This is a genomic window from Demequina pilifera (genome assembly GCF_048814985.1).
Lineage (GTDB): Bacteria > Actinomycetota > Actinomycetes > Actinomycetales > Demequinaceae > Demequina.
Genome location: NZ_JBMDTW010000002.1, coordinates 459,520 through 478,342 on the forward strand (window position 1 = coordinate 459,520; position 18,823 = coordinate 478,342).

Annotated in this window: 13 protein-coding genes; 2 read left to right on the forward strand and 11 right to left on the reverse strand. The window is 68.3% G+C overall.

Features of this window, described 5'->3' with window-relative positions; all coding sequences use genetic code 11:
* Nucleotides 1-38: 38 nt before the first annotated feature.
* From ptsP to ACNI14_RS04955, 5 genes are read right to left on the reverse strand one after another with little or no spacing between them, the layout of a single operon-like run.
* Nucleotides 39-1,721, reverse strand: coding sequence for a phosphoenolpyruvate--protein phosphotransferase (gene ptsP / locus ACNI14_RS04935; protein ID WP_420518835.1), 1,683 nt, complete (start codon nt 1,719-1,721; stop codon nt 39-41).
* Nucleotides 1,722-1,731: 10 nt separating this feature from the next.
* Nucleotides 1,732-2,001: an HPr family phosphocarrier protein gene (locus ACNI14_RS04940; protein ID WP_420518836.1), complete on the reverse strand. Its 270-nt coding sequence runs from the start codon at nt 1,999-2,001 to the stop codon at nt 1,732-1,734.
* A 26-nt stretch (nt 2,002-2,027) separates the two neighbouring features.
* Nucleotides 2,028-4,124, reverse strand: a complete 2,097-nt coding sequence (locus ACNI14_RS04945) for a PTS fructose transporter subunit IIABC (RefSeq protein ID WP_420518837.1) — start codon at nt 4,122-4,124, stop codon at nt 2,028-2,030.
* Nucleotides 4,125-4,141: 17 nt separating this feature from the next.
* Complete coding sequence (gene pfkB, locus ACNI14_RS04950; protein ID WP_420518838.1) at nt 4,142-5,089, reverse strand: 1-phosphofructokinase; 948 nt, start codon at nt 5,087-5,089, stop codon at nt 4,142-4,144.
* On the reverse strand, nt 5,086-5,847 hold the full coding sequence (locus ACNI14_RS04955) for a DeoR/GlpR family DNA-binding transcription regulator (RefSeq protein ID WP_420518839.1): 762 nt from the start codon (nt 5,845-5,847) through the stop codon (nt 5,086-5,088). The genes pfkB and ACNI14_RS04955 overlap by 4 nt, the downstream gene beginning before the upstream one ends.
* Before the next feature lie 346 nt (nt 5,848-6,193).
* Between ACNI14_RS04955 and ACNI14_RS04960 the strand changes: the two genes are divergently transcribed.
* Nucleotides 6,194-6,907, forward strand: coding sequence for a LytR/AlgR family response regulator transcription factor (locus tag ACNI14_RS04960; RefSeq protein ID WP_420518840.1), 714 nt, complete (start codon nt 6,194-6,196; stop codon nt 6,905-6,907).
* Nucleotides 6,904-8,250, forward strand: a complete 1,347-nt coding sequence (locus ACNI14_RS04965; RefSeq protein WP_420518841.1) for an ATP-binding protein — start codon at nt 6,904-6,906, stop codon at nt 8,248-8,250. Before ACNI14_RS04960 ends, ACNI14_RS04965 begins: the two co-directional genes overlap by 4 nt.
* A 94-nt stretch (nt 8,251-8,344) precedes the next feature.
* On the opposite strand, the gene ACNI14_RS04970 is transcribed toward ACNI14_RS04965, so the two are convergent.
* The 6 genes from ACNI14_RS04970 to ACNI14_RS04995 form a co-directional block, all read right to left on the reverse strand.
* The gene (locus tag ACNI14_RS04970) at nt 8,345-9,364 is read right to left on the reverse strand and encodes a glycosyltransferase family 2 protein (RefSeq protein ID WP_420518843.1); all 1,020 of its coding nucleotides are present in this window, start codon (nt 9,362-9,364) and stop codon (nt 8,345-8,347) included.
* Nucleotides 9,365-9,374: 10 nt separating this feature from the next.
* Nucleotides 9,375-10,067, reverse strand: a complete 693-nt coding sequence (locus tag ACNI14_RS04975) for a GtrA domain-containing protein (RefSeq protein WP_420518844.1) — start codon at nt 10,065-10,067, stop codon at nt 9,375-9,377.
* Between the two features lie 10 nt (nt 10,068-10,077).
* Nucleotides 10,078-12,495 carry a glycoside hydrolase family 3 C-terminal domain-containing protein gene (locus ACNI14_RS04980; protein WP_420518845.1) on the reverse strand — a complete coding sequence of 806 codons (2,418 nt, stop codon included), beginning with the start codon at nt 12,493-12,495 and terminating at the stop codon, nt 10,078-10,080.
* A 125-nt stretch (nt 12,496-12,620) separates the two neighbouring features.
* Nucleotides 12,621-15,596, reverse strand: a complete 2,976-nt coding sequence (locus ACNI14_RS04985; protein ID WP_420518846.1) for a glycoside hydrolase family 3 C-terminal domain-containing protein — start codon at nt 15,594-15,596, stop codon at nt 12,621-12,623.
* A gap of 140 nt (nt 15,597-15,736) precedes the next feature.
* Complete coding sequence (locus ACNI14_RS04990) at nt 15,737-16,147, reverse strand: hypothetical protein (protein WP_420518847.1); 411 nt, start codon at nt 16,145-16,147, stop codon at nt 15,737-15,739.
* Nucleotides 16,148-16,296: 149 nt separating this feature from the next.
* Complete coding sequence (locus ACNI14_RS04995; protein ID WP_420518848.1) at nt 16,297-18,666, reverse strand: glycoside hydrolase family 3 N-terminal domain-containing protein; 2,370 nt, start codon at nt 18,664-18,666, stop codon at nt 16,297-16,299.
* Nucleotides 18,667-18,823 lie beyond the last annotated feature (157 nt).

An 18,823-nucleotide genomic window follows, 5' to 3' on the forward strand; every position in this document is an offset into this window, starting at 1 on the left:
GGTCGAGCACACGCTCGACCGCCGCTGTCGACGCCTCGCTAGAGGATCCGCGTGAACTCCTGGTTCGCGGCCTCCCGCACGGCTTCGATCGCGAGGCCAGCTTCGCGAGCGCTGCGGGCCACGTGCGCGAGGCGCTGGCAGTCGGCGAGATCGTGCATGCTGAGCGCGACACGCACGGCCGGCACCTTGCTCGGCGCCATGGACAGGCTCGTGATCCCCAGTCCGACGAGCACCAGCGCGAGCAGCGGTTCCCCCGCGGACTCCCCGCACACGCCGAGCGGCCGGCCCGCGCGCTGAGCGCCCTCCGCGGCGTGCGCGATCATGTCGAGCACGGCTGGCTGCCAGGGGTCCAGCAGGTCCGCGAGCTCGCCCTGCATCCGGTCCGCCGCCATCGTGTACTGAGCGAGGTCGTTGGTGCCGAGGCTGCCGAACTCGACCTCTCCGAGCACGTGTTCTGCGCGCAGCGCCGCCGCGGGCACCTCGATCATCACGCCGGCCTTCGGCAGCCCGTTCTCGTGAACGCGGCGCGCGAACCACGCCGCCTCCTCGGCCGTGGCGACCATGGGCGCCATGACGCGCACGTCCGCGGTGGTCTCGCGGGCGGCGATGGCGAGGGCCTCGATCTGCGCGTCCAGCAGGTCGGGACGCTCCGCGGACATCCGCAGGCCACGGCGGCCGAGCGCGGGGTTCTCCTCTTCTCCGAGGTCCGCGAACGCGAGCGGCTTGTCGGCTCCAGCGTCGAGAGTGCGGACCACCACGCGCCGGCCCTCGAAGGGCGCGAACACCCGGCGGTAGATCTCGGTCTGCTCCTCGACTGTGGGGGCGGTGTCGGCGGAGAGGAACACGAACTCGGTGCGGAACAGGCCCACACCCTCGAGGTCGAGTTCGCCTGCGCTCTCGGCGTCGTCGACGCCGCCGATGTTGGCCAGCAGCGCGACGGGGTGGCCGTCCCGGGTCGACCCCGGTCCCGTGGCCCGGCTGAAGGCGTCGAGCCTCAGTTCGCGCTTGCGCTTGAGCTCGTCGAGGAAGTCCTGGGGCGGGTCGATGGTGACCGCACCCGTGTCCCCGTCGAGTGCCACCAGGGTGCCGGCAGGAATCTCCGTGGCGCGCGGCACCTGCACCGCGGCCGGGATGCCCATCTGCGCCGCCAAGATGGCAGTGTGGCTTGTGCGGCCGCCGCCCTCGGTCACGATCCCGACCACGAGTGCCCGGTCGAGCACCGCGGTGTCAGCAGGGGCGAGGTCGTGGGCGACGATGACGCTCGGGGTCGTGAACGACGGCACCCCTGGCGCGGGCACGCCCAGGACGGCCGCGATCGCGCGGGCGCCCACGTCGCGCAGGTCGGTCACGCGCTCGGCGAAGTAGCCACCGAGCTGCTCGAACTGCGCGGCGTAGGACTCGACGGCGGCCGCGATGGCGTTCGCCGGCCCCACGCCGGCACCGACCTCCTTGGTCGCCGCCTTCATGAGCCCCTTGTCGCGCGCGATGAGCGCGGTGGCCTTGAGGATCTGCTGAGCGTGTTCGTCGGCGCGGGCCGCACGCTCCTCGAGAGAGACCGCGACGGACTCCAGCGCCGCACGGATGGCGGCGACCGCGGCGTCGGCGTCCGCTGGGGCCGGCTCGTCGGCGGGAGGCCTGACCGGCGGTGCGACCTGCACCACCGGCCCGGACGCGGAGCCTGGGCTGACGCCTATGCCGTGGCGACTCTCGGGAGCGACCATGACTGCTCTCCTACTCCGCGTCGAGGTCGCGCGACAGCAGCGCCACGAGCGAATCGAGGGCCTCGTCGGCGCCCTCTCCCTCGGCGCTGAGCACGACCTCCTCGCCGTGCTTGGCGCCGAGCGCCATCACGCCCAGGATGCTGGTCGCGTCGACCGGGTCCTCGCCGGGCCGGCCGATCTCGACGTCGAGACCCGTGGCACTCGCCTGGTCCACGAACAGCGCGGCAGGACGCGCGTGCAGGCCGACGGATGAGGCGATGGTGACTGTTTTCTGCGGCATGGTGATGCTCCTTTGTTGACGGGGTGTCAGGCGACCGCGGGGGCGGTCTCGTTCTCGGACAGCAGCGGGTCGTGGACGCCCTTCCGGTCGCGAGACTTGAGGGCGAGCACGATCGCGGTGGTGACGAGCACACCAGCCGCGAGCGCGACGAGGAACAGCAGGAAGTTGCCGATCAGCGGCAGCACCCAGATTCCTCCGTGAGGTGCGCGCAGCGTGGCGCCGAACAGCATCGCGAGGCCACCCGTGATGGATGAGCCGACCACGGAGGACGCGATCACGCGGACCGGGTCGGAGGCGGCGAACGGGATGGCGCCTTCGGAGATGAACGAGGCGCCGAGCAGCCATGCGGCCTTGCCATTCTCGCGCTCGGGCTCGGAGAACAGCCGCGGTCGCAGCGTGGTCGCCAGCGCCATCGCGAGCGGCGCGACCATGCCGGCCGCCATCACCGCGGCCATGATCTTGAGCTCGGGGGCGTCGGCCACCGCGCCGGCGGCGGCCAGTCCGGTCGTGGCGAACGTGTACGCCACCTTGTTGACCGGGCCGCCGAGGTCGAAGCCCATCATGGCGCCCAGGATCGCGCCCAGGATGACGGCGCTGGTGCCGCCCATGCTGCCCAGGGCGTCGCTCAGTGCGTCGCTCAGCGCCGCGATCGGGCGGCCCAGCAGCGTGATGAACAGGCCTGCGGTGATGAGCGTCGAGATCAGCGGGATGACCACGACCGGCATCACCCCGCGCACGCCCTTGTGCACCTTCCAGCTGGACACCCACTTGGCGAGAAAGCCGCCGAGGAACCCGGTGGCGATGCCGCCGAGGAACCCGGCGCCCATGGTCACGGCGATCGAGCCGCCCACGAGTCCGGGCACCAGGCCGGGACGGTCCGCGATGGCGAACGCGATGAACGCGGACAGGATCGGGACGAGGAAGCCGAAGGACGCCCCGCCGATCACGAAGAGCAGCGCGGCCCACGAGGTGAGGCTCGCGACGGAGAAGCTCTGGGCGATGTCGTACTCGCCCTCGGCGCCCAGCCCATACTGGACGATCTCGATCGCACCCTCTTCTCCCATGGCGACCTGCGCCAGCATGAAGGACAGGGCGATCATGATGCCGCCCGCGGCGACGAACGGGATCATGTAGGAGACGCCGGTCATGAGCCACTGGCGGATCTTGACGCCCGTGCTCATGCTGCTGTCCGCCTTCGAGGTGAGGCCGCTGGCGGCGACGGGACCGCTCGCCTTTGCAGCAAGCGACGGGTCCTTGGCCCACTCGTCAGCCAACTCTGCCGCGCGGGCCACGAGCGCCGGGGCGTCGGAGATGCCCTTCTTGACGCCGACGTCGACCGTCGGCTTGCCGGCGAAGCGGCCCTTGTCCTTGACCTCCAGGTCGTGGGCGAGGATGACGGCATCGGCCGAGGCGATGACGTCCGACGGCAGCGGGTCCGAACCTGCGGAGCCCTGCGTCTCGACGCTGATGGTATGGCCCGCGTCCTTGGCGGCGCGTTCGAGAGCCTCGGCCGCCATGTAGGTGTGGGCGATGCCCGTCGGGCACGAGGTGACGGCGACGATCGACAGCGGCTTCTTCTCGGCCGATGCGGTCGAGGCCTTCGCGGTCTCCGCCGGCGCGGCGGGGGCCGGCTTGGCGGGTTCCGACTTGGCGGCAGCGGCGTCCGCGGGCGCAGGGTCGAGCGCCACCTCGTCGTTGACGAGGCGGACCACTTCGGCCTCTGTCGTGGCGGCCGCGAGCGCCTGCTTGAACTCGGACTTCATGAGGGCACGCGCAAGCTTGGGAAGCATCTGCATGTGCGCATCGCCGCCCGCCTCGGGCGCGGCGATCAGGAAGACCAGCGTCGCTGGGCCGTCCTTGGCGCCCCAGTCGATGCCCTCGGACGCCCGACCGAACACGAGCGACGGCTCGGTGATCGCCGCGCTCCGGGCGTGGGGGATGCCGATGCCGCCTGGGAGGCCGGTGGCCATGGTCTCTTCGCGGGTGCGGACGTCGGCGAGGAATGCGTCGAGGTCGGTGCAGCGCCCGGAGGCGACGAGGCGTTCGGCGAGCACACGCGTCGCTGCGTGTCGATCTGCGCCGATCAGGTCGAGTACGACCTGGCTCTCATTGATGAGGGGCATGAGTGCATCCTTTCGGGTCAGTGACCCAGGCGATAGGTGAGGGAGGGCGAGGTGTCGACGGTGACATCGACGTCCCGAAGATCCTCCGGTCGGGGAACGCCGCTGCCCGGGAGGGCGACGGCTGCGGTTCCCCAGCGGACGGCAACGGCGAGGGAGTCCGCGGCCGAAAGTCCTTGGGTGAGCGAGTGGAGCAGGCCGGCGAGCATGCAGTCGCCCGCGCCCACGGTGGAGAGCGGTGCCCGCGCCCGAGCATGTGCGTGCACGACCTCGTCGCTGGTGACCAGCAGCGCGCCGTCCTGGCCGAGGCTGACGGCCACGATCTCGATGCCGGCATCCACGAGGGACCGCGCCGCGTCGCGCACGTCCTTCAGGGTCGCGAGGTCCCCGCCCACGAGCTCCTCGAGCTCCTCATTATTGGGCTTGATCAGGTGGGGCCGTGCGGCCATCGCTGCCGACATCGACGGACCCGACGAGTCGATCGCGACTCTCACCTCGCGTTCACGCGCGGCCATGACCAACGAGGCGTAGAAGTCGGCTGGCACTCCCGGCGGCAGGCTGCCGCAGCCGACGATCCAGTCGGCGCCGCCCGCGAGACCCAGCGCGGCCTCGAGCAGCGCCTGCACCTCGTGAGTGTCGAGATCGGGGCCTGGTTCGTTGAGCTTGGTCGTGGTGCCGTCGGGTTCGAGGATGCTGATGTTCATGCGCACGGCCCCAGAAACGGGGACGCTGCGCCGTGGGACGTCGTCGTGGTCGAGAAGCTCCTCGAGGAGGTGACCCTCGGGCCCGCCGATCGGCAGGACCGCCGTGGTCTCGGCGCCCTGCGCCGCGAGGGCGCGAGAGGCGTTGACGCCCTTGCCGCCGGGGTCGATGCGGTTGGCGGTCGCCCGGTGCACCTCGCCGGGGTGCAACGCCTCGATCATGACCGCGCGATCGATCGAGGGGTTGGGGGTGACGGTGACGATCATGACCTCACCACCTGCGGCCCGACGGCGCGCATCTCCTCCACGACGTCATCGGGAAGGCCCGTGTCGGTGACGATCACGTCCACCTCCGCGAGGTCCGCGAACCGATGAAGATGATCGTCGCCAGCCTTGCTCGAATCGGCGGCGAGCACCACGCGGCGTGCCGAGGCGATCAGGGCCCGCTTGACTTGGGCTTCGGCCTGATCCGGCGTGGTGAGACCACGGCGCACGGACATGCCATTGGTGCCGACAACGGCGACGTCGGCCACGACGCCGCTCAGGACCTCGGTGGTCCATTCGCCCACGGCGGCTCCCGTGACGCCCCGCACCCGACCGCCGAGGACATAGAGGGTGACCCCCGCGTGAGAGCTCAAGGCCTTGGCGGCGGCGACGGAGTTCGTGATGACGTTGAGTTCCCTGTCCGGCGGCAAGGCGTCCACCACCGCGAGCGCGGATGAGCCGGCGTCGAGCACGACGGTGGCACCGGTCGGGATGTGGTCGAGGACATGGGCGGCGATGCGTCGCTTGGTGTCCGCGAGGCGACCGGAGCGCGTGGCGAGAGTGGGTTCGATCTCGAGACGCTCGACGGGGATCGCTCCGCCGTGGACTCGACGCAGGGAACCGTGCTGTTCCAGCGAGGTGAGGTCGCGGCGCACCGTTTCGCTCGCGACTCCGAGGTCCTCCGCGAGTGCGGCGACGTCGACCCGGCCTGCAGCGCGTGCCTGGTTCAGGATGCGCTGTTGTCGCTCCGCTGCATACATCGGTTCCCCTGTCGCTCCCGTAGGCGCCTCATCGGGCCTCTTTCAACATAAAACCACTCATACGGGTACCCGTCAAGCCGAACGGGTGCCCGTTTATGTGGCATTGGCTGTGGGATCGAGAACGCTACCGCCCGGTCGGCGCATGTTTCGACACTCAAGGAGCGCCAGGACCCAGGCACGCCCAGACATCGACACGGAGTGGCCGCTGCCGCGCCAAGGCGGAGGGGACGAGGTCGAGTGGGGCGCAGGGGCGGGACCAAGGGGCGGGCCGAGCGGAGCGGGCGCGTTGATAGGATTTCTAGGCGGTCCCGACCGGCACCAAGCAACGAGAGAGCGGGAGAGTGACGTGATCCGCGTTGGCATCGTGGAGGACCAGCGGTCCAACCGCGAGGACCTCCTCAATCACCTCGCGCGCTACTCCGAGGAGAACGGCGTCGAGTTCTCGACCCACGAGTTCGAGGACGGCGAGGACCTCGTTCACGCGTATCGACCCGAGTTCGACGTGCTGCTCCTCGACGTCGAGATGCCGCGCATGGATGGCTTCGAGGCGGCGCGCCGGCTGCGCCAGTCGGACCCCAACGTGGTGATCATCTTCGTCACGAACATGGCGCAGTACGCCATCAAGGGCTACGAGGTCGATGCCCTGAGCTACCTGGTGAAGCCGGTCCCCTACTTCGCGTTCGCGCAAGAGCTGCGCCGGTCCCTGGGCCGGGTTCGCCAAGCGATGCCGGAGACGGTGGTGGTGAACGTCGCCGGCACCCTGACGCGGCTCGATACCAGCCAGATCGTCTACGTCGAATCCATCAAGCATCGCATCACCATCCACACGCTGAACGGCGAGTACTCCTTCAGTGGCACGCTCAAGGCCATGGAGGCGGAGCTCGACGGCAAGGCCTTCTTCCGCTCCAACAACTGCTATCTGGTGAACATGAGCCATGTGACGAGCGTGGACTCCACCAGCTGCACGATGGTGGACGGGGACGTGCTCGCCGTGAGCCGCCCGCGCAGGCGCGCCTTCCTCGACGCGCTGGCCGACCACGTCGGCGGACGAGTGCATTGATCGAGGACGCTCTTCCGGACATCCCCCGGTCGGTCACAGCACTTGCGGAGTGGTCCGCGTGCGTGGTCTACATCATGCTGATGCGCAAGCGGCTTCCACGCGTGCCACTTGTCGGCGCGCTGACGGGCGGACTGGCGCTGCTGCTCGGAATTCAGTGGGTTGCCGGCCAGCTCCCCCTTGAACTCTGGACGCTCGGCATGGCCCTGGCCGTCGCGGCGATGTACGGGCTGATCATGCTGTGCGCGGACGCCAGCCCCCGCGAGGGCGGTGACCTGCTGGCCCGCGCATTCGTGCTCGGCGAACTGGTGGCGTCCCTCGAGTGGCAGCTGCACGTGTTCTTCTACGGAGACAGCACCGAGGGCGCCGGGTGGATCGTGATGCTGGCGTTCGTCTACGCCGCGGGGTTCGGCGGAGCCTACTGGGCCGAGACCCGACACTTTCCGCGCGATCAGCGCTTGCCCATCGACACCCGAGGCCTGGTCGGCGCGAGCGCGGTCGCCATCGTGACCTTCATGATGTCGAACCTGAGCTTCTTCACCACGTCGACGCCGTTCTCAGGGCGCCTGGACCCCGAGATCTTCTACATCCGCACCCTCGTGGATCTGTGCGGCTTCGTCATCCTGTTCGCCCTACGCGGCCAACGCCTGGCGCTCCAGCGATCCGCGGAGGTCAGCGCGGTGAGCATGATGCTGCGCCATCAGCGCGAGCGGTACCTGCAGTCCAAGCACGACATCGACGAGGTCAACCGCAAGTATCACGACCTCAAGCACTACATCCATGCGATCCGGGCCGAAGCGGATCCCGACCGCCGCGCGGGATTCGTGGACCAGCTCGAGGACTCGATCCGGGGATACGAGCAATCGATGCTCGACACCGGCTCGAGCGTTCTCGACACCATCCTCACCGCGAAGCAGCAGCAGTGCGACCGCTCCGGGATCACCCTCATGTGCGTCGCTGACGGCACCGCCGTGAACGGCATGGATCCCATGGACCTGGTCACGATCGTCGGCAACGCCCTCGACAATGCGATCGAGGCGACCGGTCGGCTGACAGATCCCGAGCAGCGGCTCATCCGCGTCGCGATCTACCGTCAGGATCGCCTGACGATGATCAAGATCGAGAACTACTTCGAGGGCCCGGTCACGTTCGTGGACGGACTGCCCCAGACCACCAAGGCCCAGGCCTCGCACCACGGCTATGGGCTGAAGAACATGCGCGAGACTGCGGAGAAGTACGGTGGGTCGCTCACCGCGCGCGCCGAGGACCGGTGGTTCTCGATGCGCGCCCTCATTCCGGTCAAGACCGATGCCACGACGGCCGCTCCGGCGGCGCGCGGCCGCTAGCGGGTCCGCCACCGACGGCGCCAAGGCGGCCGATGCGGGGGCAGGGTCACGCGGCTCCCTTCAGCGAGTGGTCGTGCTCGGTTGAGCCGAGGCGTCAGTTCAGCTGCAGCGCCCAGGCGGCACCCCGGTATACGGCCACGGACGCCCTGCGGCCAGGACGGCCGGGCAGATTCACCAAGTGGCCGAGCGTGGTGCGGCGCAGGCGCCGGTACACCGCAGGGTCGTCGTACCGGATGGCGCGCCACAGTTCGACCTTGCGCGCGAAGTCCTCGTCGCGGCCCGAGCGCAGCAGCATCGTGGACGAGATCACGCACACGATCTGCAGGTGATGCAGCATGTATCGGTACAGGGCGGGTGTCACCTCGTACGGGCTCACCTCGACGTCCATCATCATCCGATTGACCTTGAGCTGCTGATCGATGCGCTTGATCATCACCTGCTCGTTGACCGACTGGTCCGGACGCCCGATGAAGTATCGGTACAGGTCCACATCGAGGTAGTAGAGCGTCCTCACATGCGGGAGCGGCTCGTACACGTACAGATTGTCGACGTAGAAGGTGTGCTCCGGCAGGCGCAGGCCGCAGTCGCGCAGCACCTGTGTGCGGTACACCAGGGAGTGCATCATCAGGAACTGGCTGGTACGGAACCTGCCCACCTGATCCCACGAGAAGACCCGTCCCTTCGGCAGCACGTTGCCGTACCGCACGGCGCGCTTGCGCCGCCGGCCCACCTTCTCGTACACGAAGTTGCTGATCACCAGGTCCACGCTCTCGCCCCTGGCCAGGAACCCGCGCAGGGTGTCCAGCAGGGTGGCGAGGGCGGACGCGTCGACCCAGTCATCGCTGTCGACGACCTTGAGATACGCACCGCGCGCCTCGTCGAGCCCGATGTTGATGGCGGAGCCGTGTCCGCCGTTGGCCTTGTGAATCGCCCGCACCACGTGCGGGTGCGCGGCTTGGTACAGGTCCGCGATCGCGCCCGTCGCGTCTGTCGACCCGTCGTCGACGATGAGCACTTCGAGGTCGCTGGCTCCCAGAGAGAGCAGGGAGTCGACGCAGCGCTCCATCCATTCGGCGGCGTTGTACGACGGCACGACAACGCTGAGGGTGGTCATTCCAGGCTCCCTACGGTTGCGGCGTGTGGTCGCCGGAATTCGTGCCCGCAGCGCGTGCGGCGGTGGAAACCGTACCCTGATCGGCAGTGAGCTCAGCACCGTCGCTGGACCCGTCCTCGGGCGTGCGCTTGAAGATGATCTTGAAGATCGGGAAGAACACCCAGAAGGAGATCGCGGCGTAGATGATCATGGTGAGCACGTCCGCGGTCGTCTCACCCGTCGATCCCCAGCCGAGCGTGTCGATGAAGAAGTCGTAGACGGGGGCCTTGTAGAAGCCCTGCGCAGCCGCGGCGATGAAGGTGATCGCGACGTAGGCGATGAAGTACCACATGGCCGCGATCCACGGCGAGGTGTTGGACTTGAAGGTGATGTTGCGCTGCAGGAAGAAGTTGATGATCTGCGCGATCGCCAGCGTGATCTGCACCGCGAGGAAATACGCGAGCCCTCCCCCGCCCTCGGGCAGCTCGCCCGCAGGGTAGTCGAACATGTAGTACTGCGAGCCGTCCACGTCGGAGCCGACGGGGAGCACCTGGAACGAGGTCTCCAGCAACGAGGTGGTGTTGAACCACGCGCGGAACAGCGGCATCAGCGCGAGCTGCAGCACGGTCACCGCCTGGGAGAACACCGTGAACATCAGGAACTGCGCGAACCCCGGGCGCCGCTCGACGAACCGGGCCCAAGCACTCTGTATTCGTGTCAGCATCGTCAGTCTCCTAGTGAATCGGGGCGCGCTGGGCGTCGGCCGCCAGAGCGGACCTCACGCGCTTCGCGTCGGACAGGTTGCGGAAGAAGCGGCGCACCAGGCGCCCGGAGCCGCGGAACAAGTGGCCGTTCACGATCGCCGTGATCGCGTCGACCATCGGCGCGCTCACAGCGCCGCCAGTCATCTTGGCGATCGCGCGGAACGGCATGTTGTACAGGAAGTACAGGTTGAGGTCGGGCGAGCCCTTGCGCTCCGAGCGGTCGATGAGCGCGCGCAGTGCCCAGGCCGCAGTGCGCGCCAGCGGGCTGCGTGCGCCATGCATGGCACGCAGCGGATCGTTCACGCCCAAGTCGGAGCGATCGGCCCGGGCCTGGGGCAGGCTGCGTCCGATCAGTCGCGCGAACTCCTCATCGGGCACGTCGGCGACGTCGCCGCACGCATAGTGCGGCAGCCCAGCGGGCACCTGCTGCGGCGCGTCACCGGTGAGCGCGTAGCGCGCGGTGAGCCGCGCATCGGCCGCGTGGGCGGCGATGACGATCTCGTACTCGCCCGTCTCGTTGACCCATCGGTCGGCGCTGACGTCGAACGTGCGGAAGGTGTGACGGTCGAACGGAATGGTGACGCGCGCGCGCTCGCCCGGTTCGAGGGTCACCTTGCAGAACCCCTTGAGCTCGAGGGCCGGGCGGATCGCGCCGTCCGAGAGTCGTCGCACGTACATTTGCGCGACCTCCGCGCCCGCGCCGGAGCCCGTGTTCTCCAGCGAGAAGGTGGCACCGGCATCGGTCACCGTCAGGTCGCTGTAGCCGAACGTCGTGTAGCTCAGGCCGAATCCGAAGGGGAAGCGAACGGGAACCTCGGCCGTGGAGTAGTAGCGGTAGCCGACGAACAGGCCCTCGCGGTACTGGGCCGTGTCGCCGGTCGCCGGGTAGTGGCCGTGCGTGGGCGTGTCCTCGAGACGCAGGGGGTAGGTCTCCGCCAGTCGCCCGGACGGGTTCACGGTGCCGGTCAGCACGTCCACCATCGCTGCGGCTCCGGCCTGGCCTCCCAGGTATCCGTGCACCAGCGCCGTGCAGTCGTCGAGCCATGGCGTCTCGACGACCGCGCCGGCGGAGAGCACCACGACGATCCGGTCGTTGACGGCCCGCAGGCGCGTCAGCAGTTCGACCTGGTTCTGGTTGAGCGACAGGTGGTCACGGTCCTTGCCCTCGGACTCGCTCACCTCGTCGAGGCCCAGATACAGCAGCACGGTGTCCGCGAAAGTGGCGGCCTCGACCGCCTCCAATGCGAGGGTCTCGTCCGCAGCTCCTGTGCGCGCGAAGCCCTGGGCATACGCGAGAACGTCGAGCTCCGAGGCCCCGATCGCCTCGAGTGCGGTGGCGAGTCGGGTCGGATTCACCAGCGACGAGCCGGCGCCCTGATAGCGCGGCTTCGCAGCGAAGTCTCCGATGACGGCGACCCGCTCCCCCGCATCCAGCGGGAGCGTCGCATCGTCGTTCTTGAGCAGCACGATGGACTGCTGGGCCGCGCGGCGCGCGAGCTCGTGGTGGTCGCCGGGCTCGGCGCCGCCAGACTCGCCTCCCGCGACCCACTGGGCCAGGTCGCGCAGCTCCGCGGCACGCGCATCGAGGCTGTGCTCGTCAAGTTCGCCGGACTCGATCGCGGACACGATCCGCCGAGCGGAGTCGAGGCCCGGTGAGGGCATCTCCAAACCGCCGCCGGCCCGGACCGCCGCGATGGGGTCGTTGCCACCACCCCAATCGGTGATGACGGCGCCATCGAATCCCCACTCGTCCCTGAGGATCCCGGTGAGGAGGTGCGCGTTCTCGTGCGCGTATTCGCCGTTGATGCGGTTGTAGCTCGACATGATCACGCGCGGGCTGGACTCTCGCACGACGATCTCGAAGGCCGTGAGGTAGATCTCGCGCAGCGTGCGCTCGTCGACCATGGAGTCGCTGGCCATGCGGCGCAGCTCCTGGCTGTTGGCGGCGAAGTGCTTGGGGCTCGCGGCCACGCCCTGCGACTGAACGCCCCTCACGTAGCCGGCGGCGAGCGTGCCCGCCAGGTACGGGTCCTCGGAGAAGTACTCGAAGTTGCGCCCGCACAGGGGGCTGCGCTTGATGTTGAGGCCCGGCCCCAGGAGCACATCGACGCCCTGCTCGGCGGCCTCTGCACCCAGGGCGCGCCCCACCTCCTCGGCCAACGCCGGATCCCAACTGTTCGCCACCGTCGCCGCGGTCGGGAAGCACGTCGCCGGTTCGGAGGACGCGATGCCCAAGTGGTCGCCCGAGCCCGTCTGCTTGCGCACGCCATGCGGGCCGTCGGCAAAGAACAGCGACTGGATGCCAGCGTGCGGGAAGGCACGGGACTGCCAGATGTTCTCGCCGCTCAGGAGTGCGGCCTTCTCGAGGAGCGTCAGCTCGTCAGACATCATTACCTGCTCTGTCTCGAAACGTCTGTGGTGGGTGCGTGCGGGGTCGCCGCAGTTCGGTAGGTCCGGCACGGTGCCAGGCCGACTGGGTCGTCGGCCCGGCACCGCGTGGACGCCAACGCGGATCAGGCGGTTGCGCGCGCCGATCCAGGTCCGTCGGCGGTCCGTCGGTGACGGCGTACGCGCAGTACGACCATCACGGTGATCCCGGCGAGAGCCAGGCCGATGACCACGGTGGCGATGATCTGGACGAAAACCCAGGTCGGCGGCGTGTACTCGACCGTCGCCCCGGGCGCGAGCCCGTTCATCGCGTTCGAGTTCGCGACCGTGTACAGGATGTGGTGCGTCGCCTCCCTGATGTCGGTCACCGCCTTCGCGGAACTCGTGTCATCGAACGACTTCGATGGCTGGAACGTCAGGGTGAGGTCGGTGCCCGCGTGGATTCCCTCGTTCGGGTTCATGTACGGGTACAGGTTGAAGTCCGAGATGGCGAAGCCCTCGAATCCCCACTCGTCGCGCAGGACGGTGTCCATGAGCGCGACCGACCCTCCAGCCCAGGTGGCGCCGATCCGGTTGAACGAGCTCATCATTCCGCCCGCACCGATCGTCGTCTCCTCGACCGTGCCCTGGTCGTCCGCCAGGTACTGCACGTCCATCGTGATGTTCTTGACGCCCATCTCGAAGGGCTTCAGGTAGATCTCGCGGATGGTCTGCTCGGTCGCCCAGGTCGCGATGCCGTTGTTGACGCGGTTCGTCTCCTGCTCGTTCATCGCGTAGTGCTTGACCATGGTGTACACGCCCTTGGTCGCCACGCCATTGGCGACCGACGTCAGCAGCACGCCCGACAGCACCGGGTCCTCCGAGTAGTACTCGAAGTTGCGCCCACCGAACGGTGACCGGTGGAGGTTCACGCCGGGCGCGTACCACCCGTTGATCCCCTTCTGCAGCGCCTCGTTGCCGAGCATCTCGCCCATCGCGGCGCCGAGCTCGACGTCCCAGGACTGAGCGATGAGCGCCTGCGATGGGTAGGCGACTCCGTTGATCGACGCGTTGATGAAGGAGGAGAAGCCCGCAGGGCCGTCCGGCTCCAGGGTCTGCGGCTTGGCGATGGAGCCGATGCCGGCGGTCTGGTACGCGCCGTTGAGGAGCATGTCGGTCATCTCGCCCACCGTCAGCGAGCCCATGAGCTCGTCCCACTGCGGGTCGTCCTTGTCGAGCCCACGCATGTCGATGAGCGCCAGGTCCGAGTCGGCGCCGGTGGTGGGAGCCTCCCCTTCGAATGCCTCGGCCGCCGCCTCCGCATCCCATGCCTCGAAGCCCTCGATGATCGCCTCGTCGGCCACGAGCTGCTCGGCGGTCGGCGCGGTCGGGAAGGTGCCCGCGAAGTCCGCGCGGGACATCACCTGGATGGTGCCGTCTGCGCCGTCCGCCGTGAACTGCGCGGAGACGTCGTCGAACTGGTTGGTGACCTCCGCCTCGTCAGAGGCACGGTGGTTCTCGCCGGAGTACACGACGGTCTCGTCGACCGTGTACGTGAACTCCTCCGTGCCCTCCGCGACGGTGTGGGAGTCGGTGCGCACGCTGATCGCGTAGTCGCCCTCCTCGAGCACGTAGGCCGCGTTGTCCAGATAGTCGTAGGACGCCATGTCCTCGACCGCGAGCTCGATGGTCACCGAGTCGGTGGCGCCAGGCTCGATGGTGTCGGTCTTCGCGAAGCCGCCCAGGACCACCTCGGCCTTCTCGATGCCTCCCGGCGTGTACGGGGCGGAGTAGTACAGCTGCACCACGTCCTTGCCCGCGACCTCGCCAGTGTTCTCGACATCGACGGTGACGGCGATGGTGCCGTCGACCTCGCCCTGCTCGGTGCCAGCGATGCTCCACGCGAAGTCGGTGTAGCTGAGGCCGTACCCGAACGGGTACACCACCGCGTCCTCGTAGTCGATGAAACCCTCGGCCGCGGCCGTCTCGTAGTAGCGGTACCCGTAGTAGATGCCCTCCGCGTAGTTGACGAACGGCGCATCCGACGTCACCGTCGCGTTCGACGTGGCGGCCTCGGTCGCTGACACGGGGTACGACGCTTCGATGTTCTCGTAGATGAAGTCGCCGAAGTTGACGAAGGTCGGGTCGGCGGTGAAGTCGGCCGCCCACAGGTCGGCGGTGTGGCCCGAGGGGTTGACGTCTCCGTTGAGCACTCCGCCCACCGCGTTGAACCCCGTCGCGCCCGGTGAGCCGGCGAGCAGGATCGCGTCGATCCCGGCGTCGTCCTGAAGGTCACCCATCTCGATCGTGGTCGAGGCGTTGACCACCACGACCACGGTGTCGAAGCTGTCCTTGGCGAGAGCGAGCAGGTCTCGCTCCTCCTGGTTCAGCTCGAGCTGGTGCTGGCCGGGCTCTGCGCCCTCCTCGGCGTCGGAGATGTCCTGCGAGAGGTCCCCGCCCTCGCCGCCGGGGCGGCCGATGAAGACGATCCCAGCGTCCGAGTAGTTCTCGAACGAATCCGCCTGCGCCTCGTACGCGTCCACGGGCAGCTCGCCGATGTTGTACGTCGAGATGTCGGGGCGGTCCATCTCGATGTAGCCGCGCGGGTTGTCCGCTGCGAAGGCCTCGATGGTCGAGTAGACCTGCTCGTTGATGCTGAAGCCGGCGTTCTCGAGACCGCCGCGCGCGGTGACCGCCGAGTTGGTGTCCACCGAGCCGGAGCCTGAGCCACCGAAGACCGGGTCGGCTGCCGCGCGGCCGAGCATGGTGACCTGGCCGGCGGGCTCCAAGGGGAGCGCCTCGCCCTCGTTCTTGGCCAGCACGATCGCGCCCGCGACGATGTCCTCGACGAGGTCGCGGGCCGCCGCGTCCACGGCGTCCATGTCGGCGAAGTCGGACTCGTAGTACTCCGTGTCCCAATCCGCAGATTCCTCGGCGTTCGTGAACGTGTAGGTGCCGGACCCGAGCTGCGATGACACCCAGCCGCCCGCGGTGACCAAGGCCATGTTCGCGATCACGACGATGAGGGTCACCAGCGCGATGATGGGGATCCAGATCGACAGGTACTTCTTGTTGGACATGCGCGCCTTCGCGGCGGAGTCCTTCGACGCTCGTGCGTTCACGTCGTGTCTCCTTCAGTGGGGTGAAGCGGGGAGAAGAATTCTGGGGGACGGGCCGATGCGCGCGTCCGGAGCGTGGCCGCGGCGGCGAGGCTCGCCCTGCTGGGTATCAGCCGGGCGAGCCCGCCACGGACATCACGGTGCTATTCGGCGGCCTCGGAGATCTCGCCGTCCTGGTCGATCTGCCAGGTGTCGCCGGTCTCTGCGGACTCTGCCTCGATGGTGAAGTCGCTGCCGTCGATGTTGACGGTGCCGGTGACGGACTCGGTCGCGTCGGAGTGCACGTACGGCATCACGAGCAGGCCGTACTTCTGCGTGGGGGCGTCGACGTCGCTCGCCAGCATGACCTGGGTCCAGCTCGGGTCGTCCTCGAGCGCCTCCAGGACAGTGGTCCGCGCGAGTTCGAGGTCCTCGGCGACATCGACCGTGGTGTCCTGTGCGGCCTCGGTGTCGGTGGCGGCCTCGTCGTCGCTCGCGCACGCGGTGAGCCCGAAGGCTCCGGTGGCGGCGATCAGCACGGCGAGTCCGGTGGTGCGCAACTTGCGGGTGTTCATCTTTGCTCCTTCATGGTTTCGAGCCGGGTAGGCCCCTGCTCGGGTCTTGCTCCGATCGCCGCCACGGTCTGGCCGGGCTGGCCGATCGATGGCCCTGAGCGCGGCCAGCCGCTGCGGCCGCTGGCCGCGCTCAGGGTTTCACGGAGTGTCTAGTCGGAGATCACTCCCGAGTAGTCCAGGCCGAACCCGAAGGCCCAGTCGTTGCCTGCGGCGTCGACGTAGGTCTCCATGTCCTGGCCGACGTCTTCCTGCTGTGCCTCGACTGCGTCCATCGATGCCGGGAAGCCGATGGGCAGACGGCCCTGGGGCTCGTGTGAACCCACCAGGATGTCAATCAGTGCGGCGTCGGAGACTCCGAAGCCCACGATGACTGCATTGGACTGCGCCTCGAACTCGGTCGGGACGACTGGGTTGTTGGCCTTGACCACAGTGACGAGCGGGATGTCGCCGCCAGCTGCCTCGATAGCATCCACCGCGCGGTCGAACGCGTCGATGTCGGCCTCGTTCCCGATCCGCGAGGTGTTGCCGAAGTACGAGCGGTTCTCCTTCGAGCCATCCTCGAGGGTGTCGCCTGCGATCGACGTCTGGCGAACGTTGTCGCCATCGGCCGTGTACGGACGCCACTGCAGCGAGAACGGGTACCACTCGCCAGTCTCGGCATCCACGCCCGAGGCTGAGAAGTTGTTGCCGTTGTTGGGGCTGCGGAGACCCACAAGCGCAAGGTCCGCACCCGACAGGTCGGGCGCCGTGATCGAGGTGATCACGCCTTCGTCGTCGAGCTCTACCTCGTCAGTCAGCACGGTGCCAAAGATCTCCTCGGCGGTCGCGATGTCCATGGTGGGGCCCTCGGTGTACTGCGCGGGTGCCCACGGGTACGGGAATCCGTCATCCGAGGTGTGCGGGATGTAGACGGTCTTGTCCGACCAGTCGGCACCCTCGACGATCACGCCGTCGTTCTTCGCGAGCACGACGGAGTCGAGCTGAGCGTCGTAACCAGCCTGGACCGAATCCGCCGCGCCGACGACCTCGAGCGACTGCTCGAGCTCCACGAACGGGCTGTCAACCAGGCCGGGTGCGAAGTAGTTCGTGAGGATACGGGTGCCGGACTCCTGCCAGCGGGTGTCAGCGTCGATGTCGACCTCGCCTGCCTCGAAGCGCTCAGTCCACAGGTCGTAGGCCTCGAGGATCAGGGCCGAGTCGTTCACGCCGCCGAACATGTCGGTGCCGTTCGCGATCACTTCGAAGTAGCGCTCCACGGGCTCGAGCTCGTCGGTGCCCCATCCGGTGCCGCCCTCGGCGGGGTTCTCCATGACACCCCAGTCGGTGACGATCGCACCTTCGAAGCCGATCTCGTCGCGGATGTAGGCCATCTTCTCGGGGCTGTAAGCCGTACCGACAGCTTCGCCCTCGAGGAGGGGCTCACCGTCGCCATCGACCATGATCGAGTAGTTGGTCATGAGAGCAAGCGCGTCGGAGGCCGCAGCGAACACGGCAGCGTGCTCTTCGAAATTGTCACCGGGGAACACCGCGTACTTGCCGGGGTCGGTGTGGGACTCGCGCCCACCCTCGCCGGCGCCATCACCGGGCGCGTGCTTGATCGTGGTCGGCACCGAGTCAAGGCCGAACCCGATCAGCTCGCCGTCCTCGTCGTACGTGCCCTGGAAGCCCTTGACATAGGCCGCAGCGAGCTCGGAGGCCAGCTCCGGGTTCTCGCCGAGCGTGCCGGAGACTCGCAGCCAGCGCGGCTCGGTCGCCAGGTCGATCTGCGGGCTCAGGGCGTTCGAGATGCCCAGCGAGCGGTACTCCTCAGACACGATGCGCCCGAACTCCTCGACCGTCTCCGCCGAGAAGGTCGACGCGAGTCCCAGGATCGACGGCCACAGAGACACGCCTTCTCCGGCGACCGTGTAGCCGTCGTTCGCGCCCGCCTCGGAGCGGGGGTCCGACGAGAAGTTGGCCGGAACGTAAGGGGCGTCGGCAGTGGCGAGCGACTCGACGTACGCCTGCATCTCGTTGACCCAGGTGACGTTGTCCTCAACATCGGAAGAGCCCGCATTGAGCACGTTGCGCAGGTGCGATTCGGCCAGGTAGGTCTCCTGCGGCTCGGTGAGGCCGTCGCCAGGCGAGCCCTCGTGCGAACTGAACAGCATGAGGCCTGAGATCTGCTCCACCGAGAGCTGCGGCGCCAGGTCGGCGGCGCGCTCAGCGGGCTCGAGGCGCCAGTCCTCGAAGGGGTCGAGCTCGCCGTTGGCGTTCATGTCCTTGAAGGCGTAGGTCGAGCCGTCGACCTCTTCCTCAAGGATCGTCATGCCACCCTCGGCGCCATACGACAGCTGTGCGCCGCCGTTCGGGTTCTCGACGATTACGAAATCGGTGGTGCCGTCGGAGACCTCACGCTCGGTGTAGTCGCCGGTCGCCGCAGCCGTCTCGCTGGGCTGGGGGTCCTCTGTCTCATCCGCGCTGCACCCGGCAACGGAGATCGCAAGACCCACGCCCGCAATAGCGGCGATCCCTCTCATAGGTATGACCTTCATTGGCCCGTCCCTTTCCTGTTCGTCATCGATAGCCACCCGCGAACGCATTGCCGCCGGGTTCGCGCCCGCCATGCGGGCCGTCCACGCTCTCCGCCCGCCTGGGGCGAGCCGAAGAACGCGTCCATGGAAGTCTCCATACGGA

What these genes read in the sequence shown, in the direction of transcription:
- ACNI14_RS04955 (WP_420518839.1), bottom strand. Translation starts at nt 5,847, where the DNA reads ATGTATGCAGCGGAGCGACAACAGCGCATCCTGAACCAGGCACGCGCT.
- ACNI14_RS04970 (WP_420518843.1), bottom strand. Translation starts at nt 9,364, where the DNA reads ATGACCACCCTCAGCGTTGTCGTGCCGTCGTACAACGCCGCCGAATGG.
- ACNI14_RS04980 (WP_420518845.1), bottom strand. Translation starts at nt 12,495, where the DNA reads ATGTCTGACGAGCTGACGCTCCTCGAGAAGGCCGCACTCCTGAGCGGC.
- ACNI14_RS04945 (WP_420518837.1), bottom strand. Translation starts at nt 4,124, where the DNA reads ATGCCCCTCATCAATGAGAGCCAGGTCGTACTCGACCTGATCGGCGCA.
- ptsP (WP_420518835.1), bottom strand. Translation starts at nt 1,721, where the DNA reads ATGGTCGCTCCCGAGAGTCGCCACGGCATAGGCGTCAGCCCAGGCTCC.
- ACNI14_RS04940 (WP_420518836.1), bottom strand. Translation starts at nt 2,001, where the DNA reads ATGCCGCAGAAAACAGTCACCATCGCCTCATCCGTCGGCCTGCACGCG.
- ACNI14_RS04990 (WP_420518847.1), bottom strand. Translation starts at nt 16,147, where the DNA reads ATGAACACCCGCAAGTTGCGCACCACCGGACTCGCCGTGCTGATCGCC.
- ACNI14_RS04995 (WP_420518848.1), bottom strand. Translation starts at nt 18,666, where the DNA reads ATGAGAGGGATCGCCGCTATTGCGGGCGTGGGTCTTGCGATCTCCGTT.
- pfkB (WP_420518838.1), bottom strand. Translation starts at nt 5,089, where the DNA reads ATGATCGTCACCGTCACCCCCAACCCCTCGATCGATCGCGCGGTCATG.
- ACNI14_RS04975 (WP_420518844.1), bottom strand. Translation starts at nt 10,067, where the DNA reads ATGCTGACACGAATACAGAGTGCTTGGGCCCGGTTCGTCGAGCGGCGC.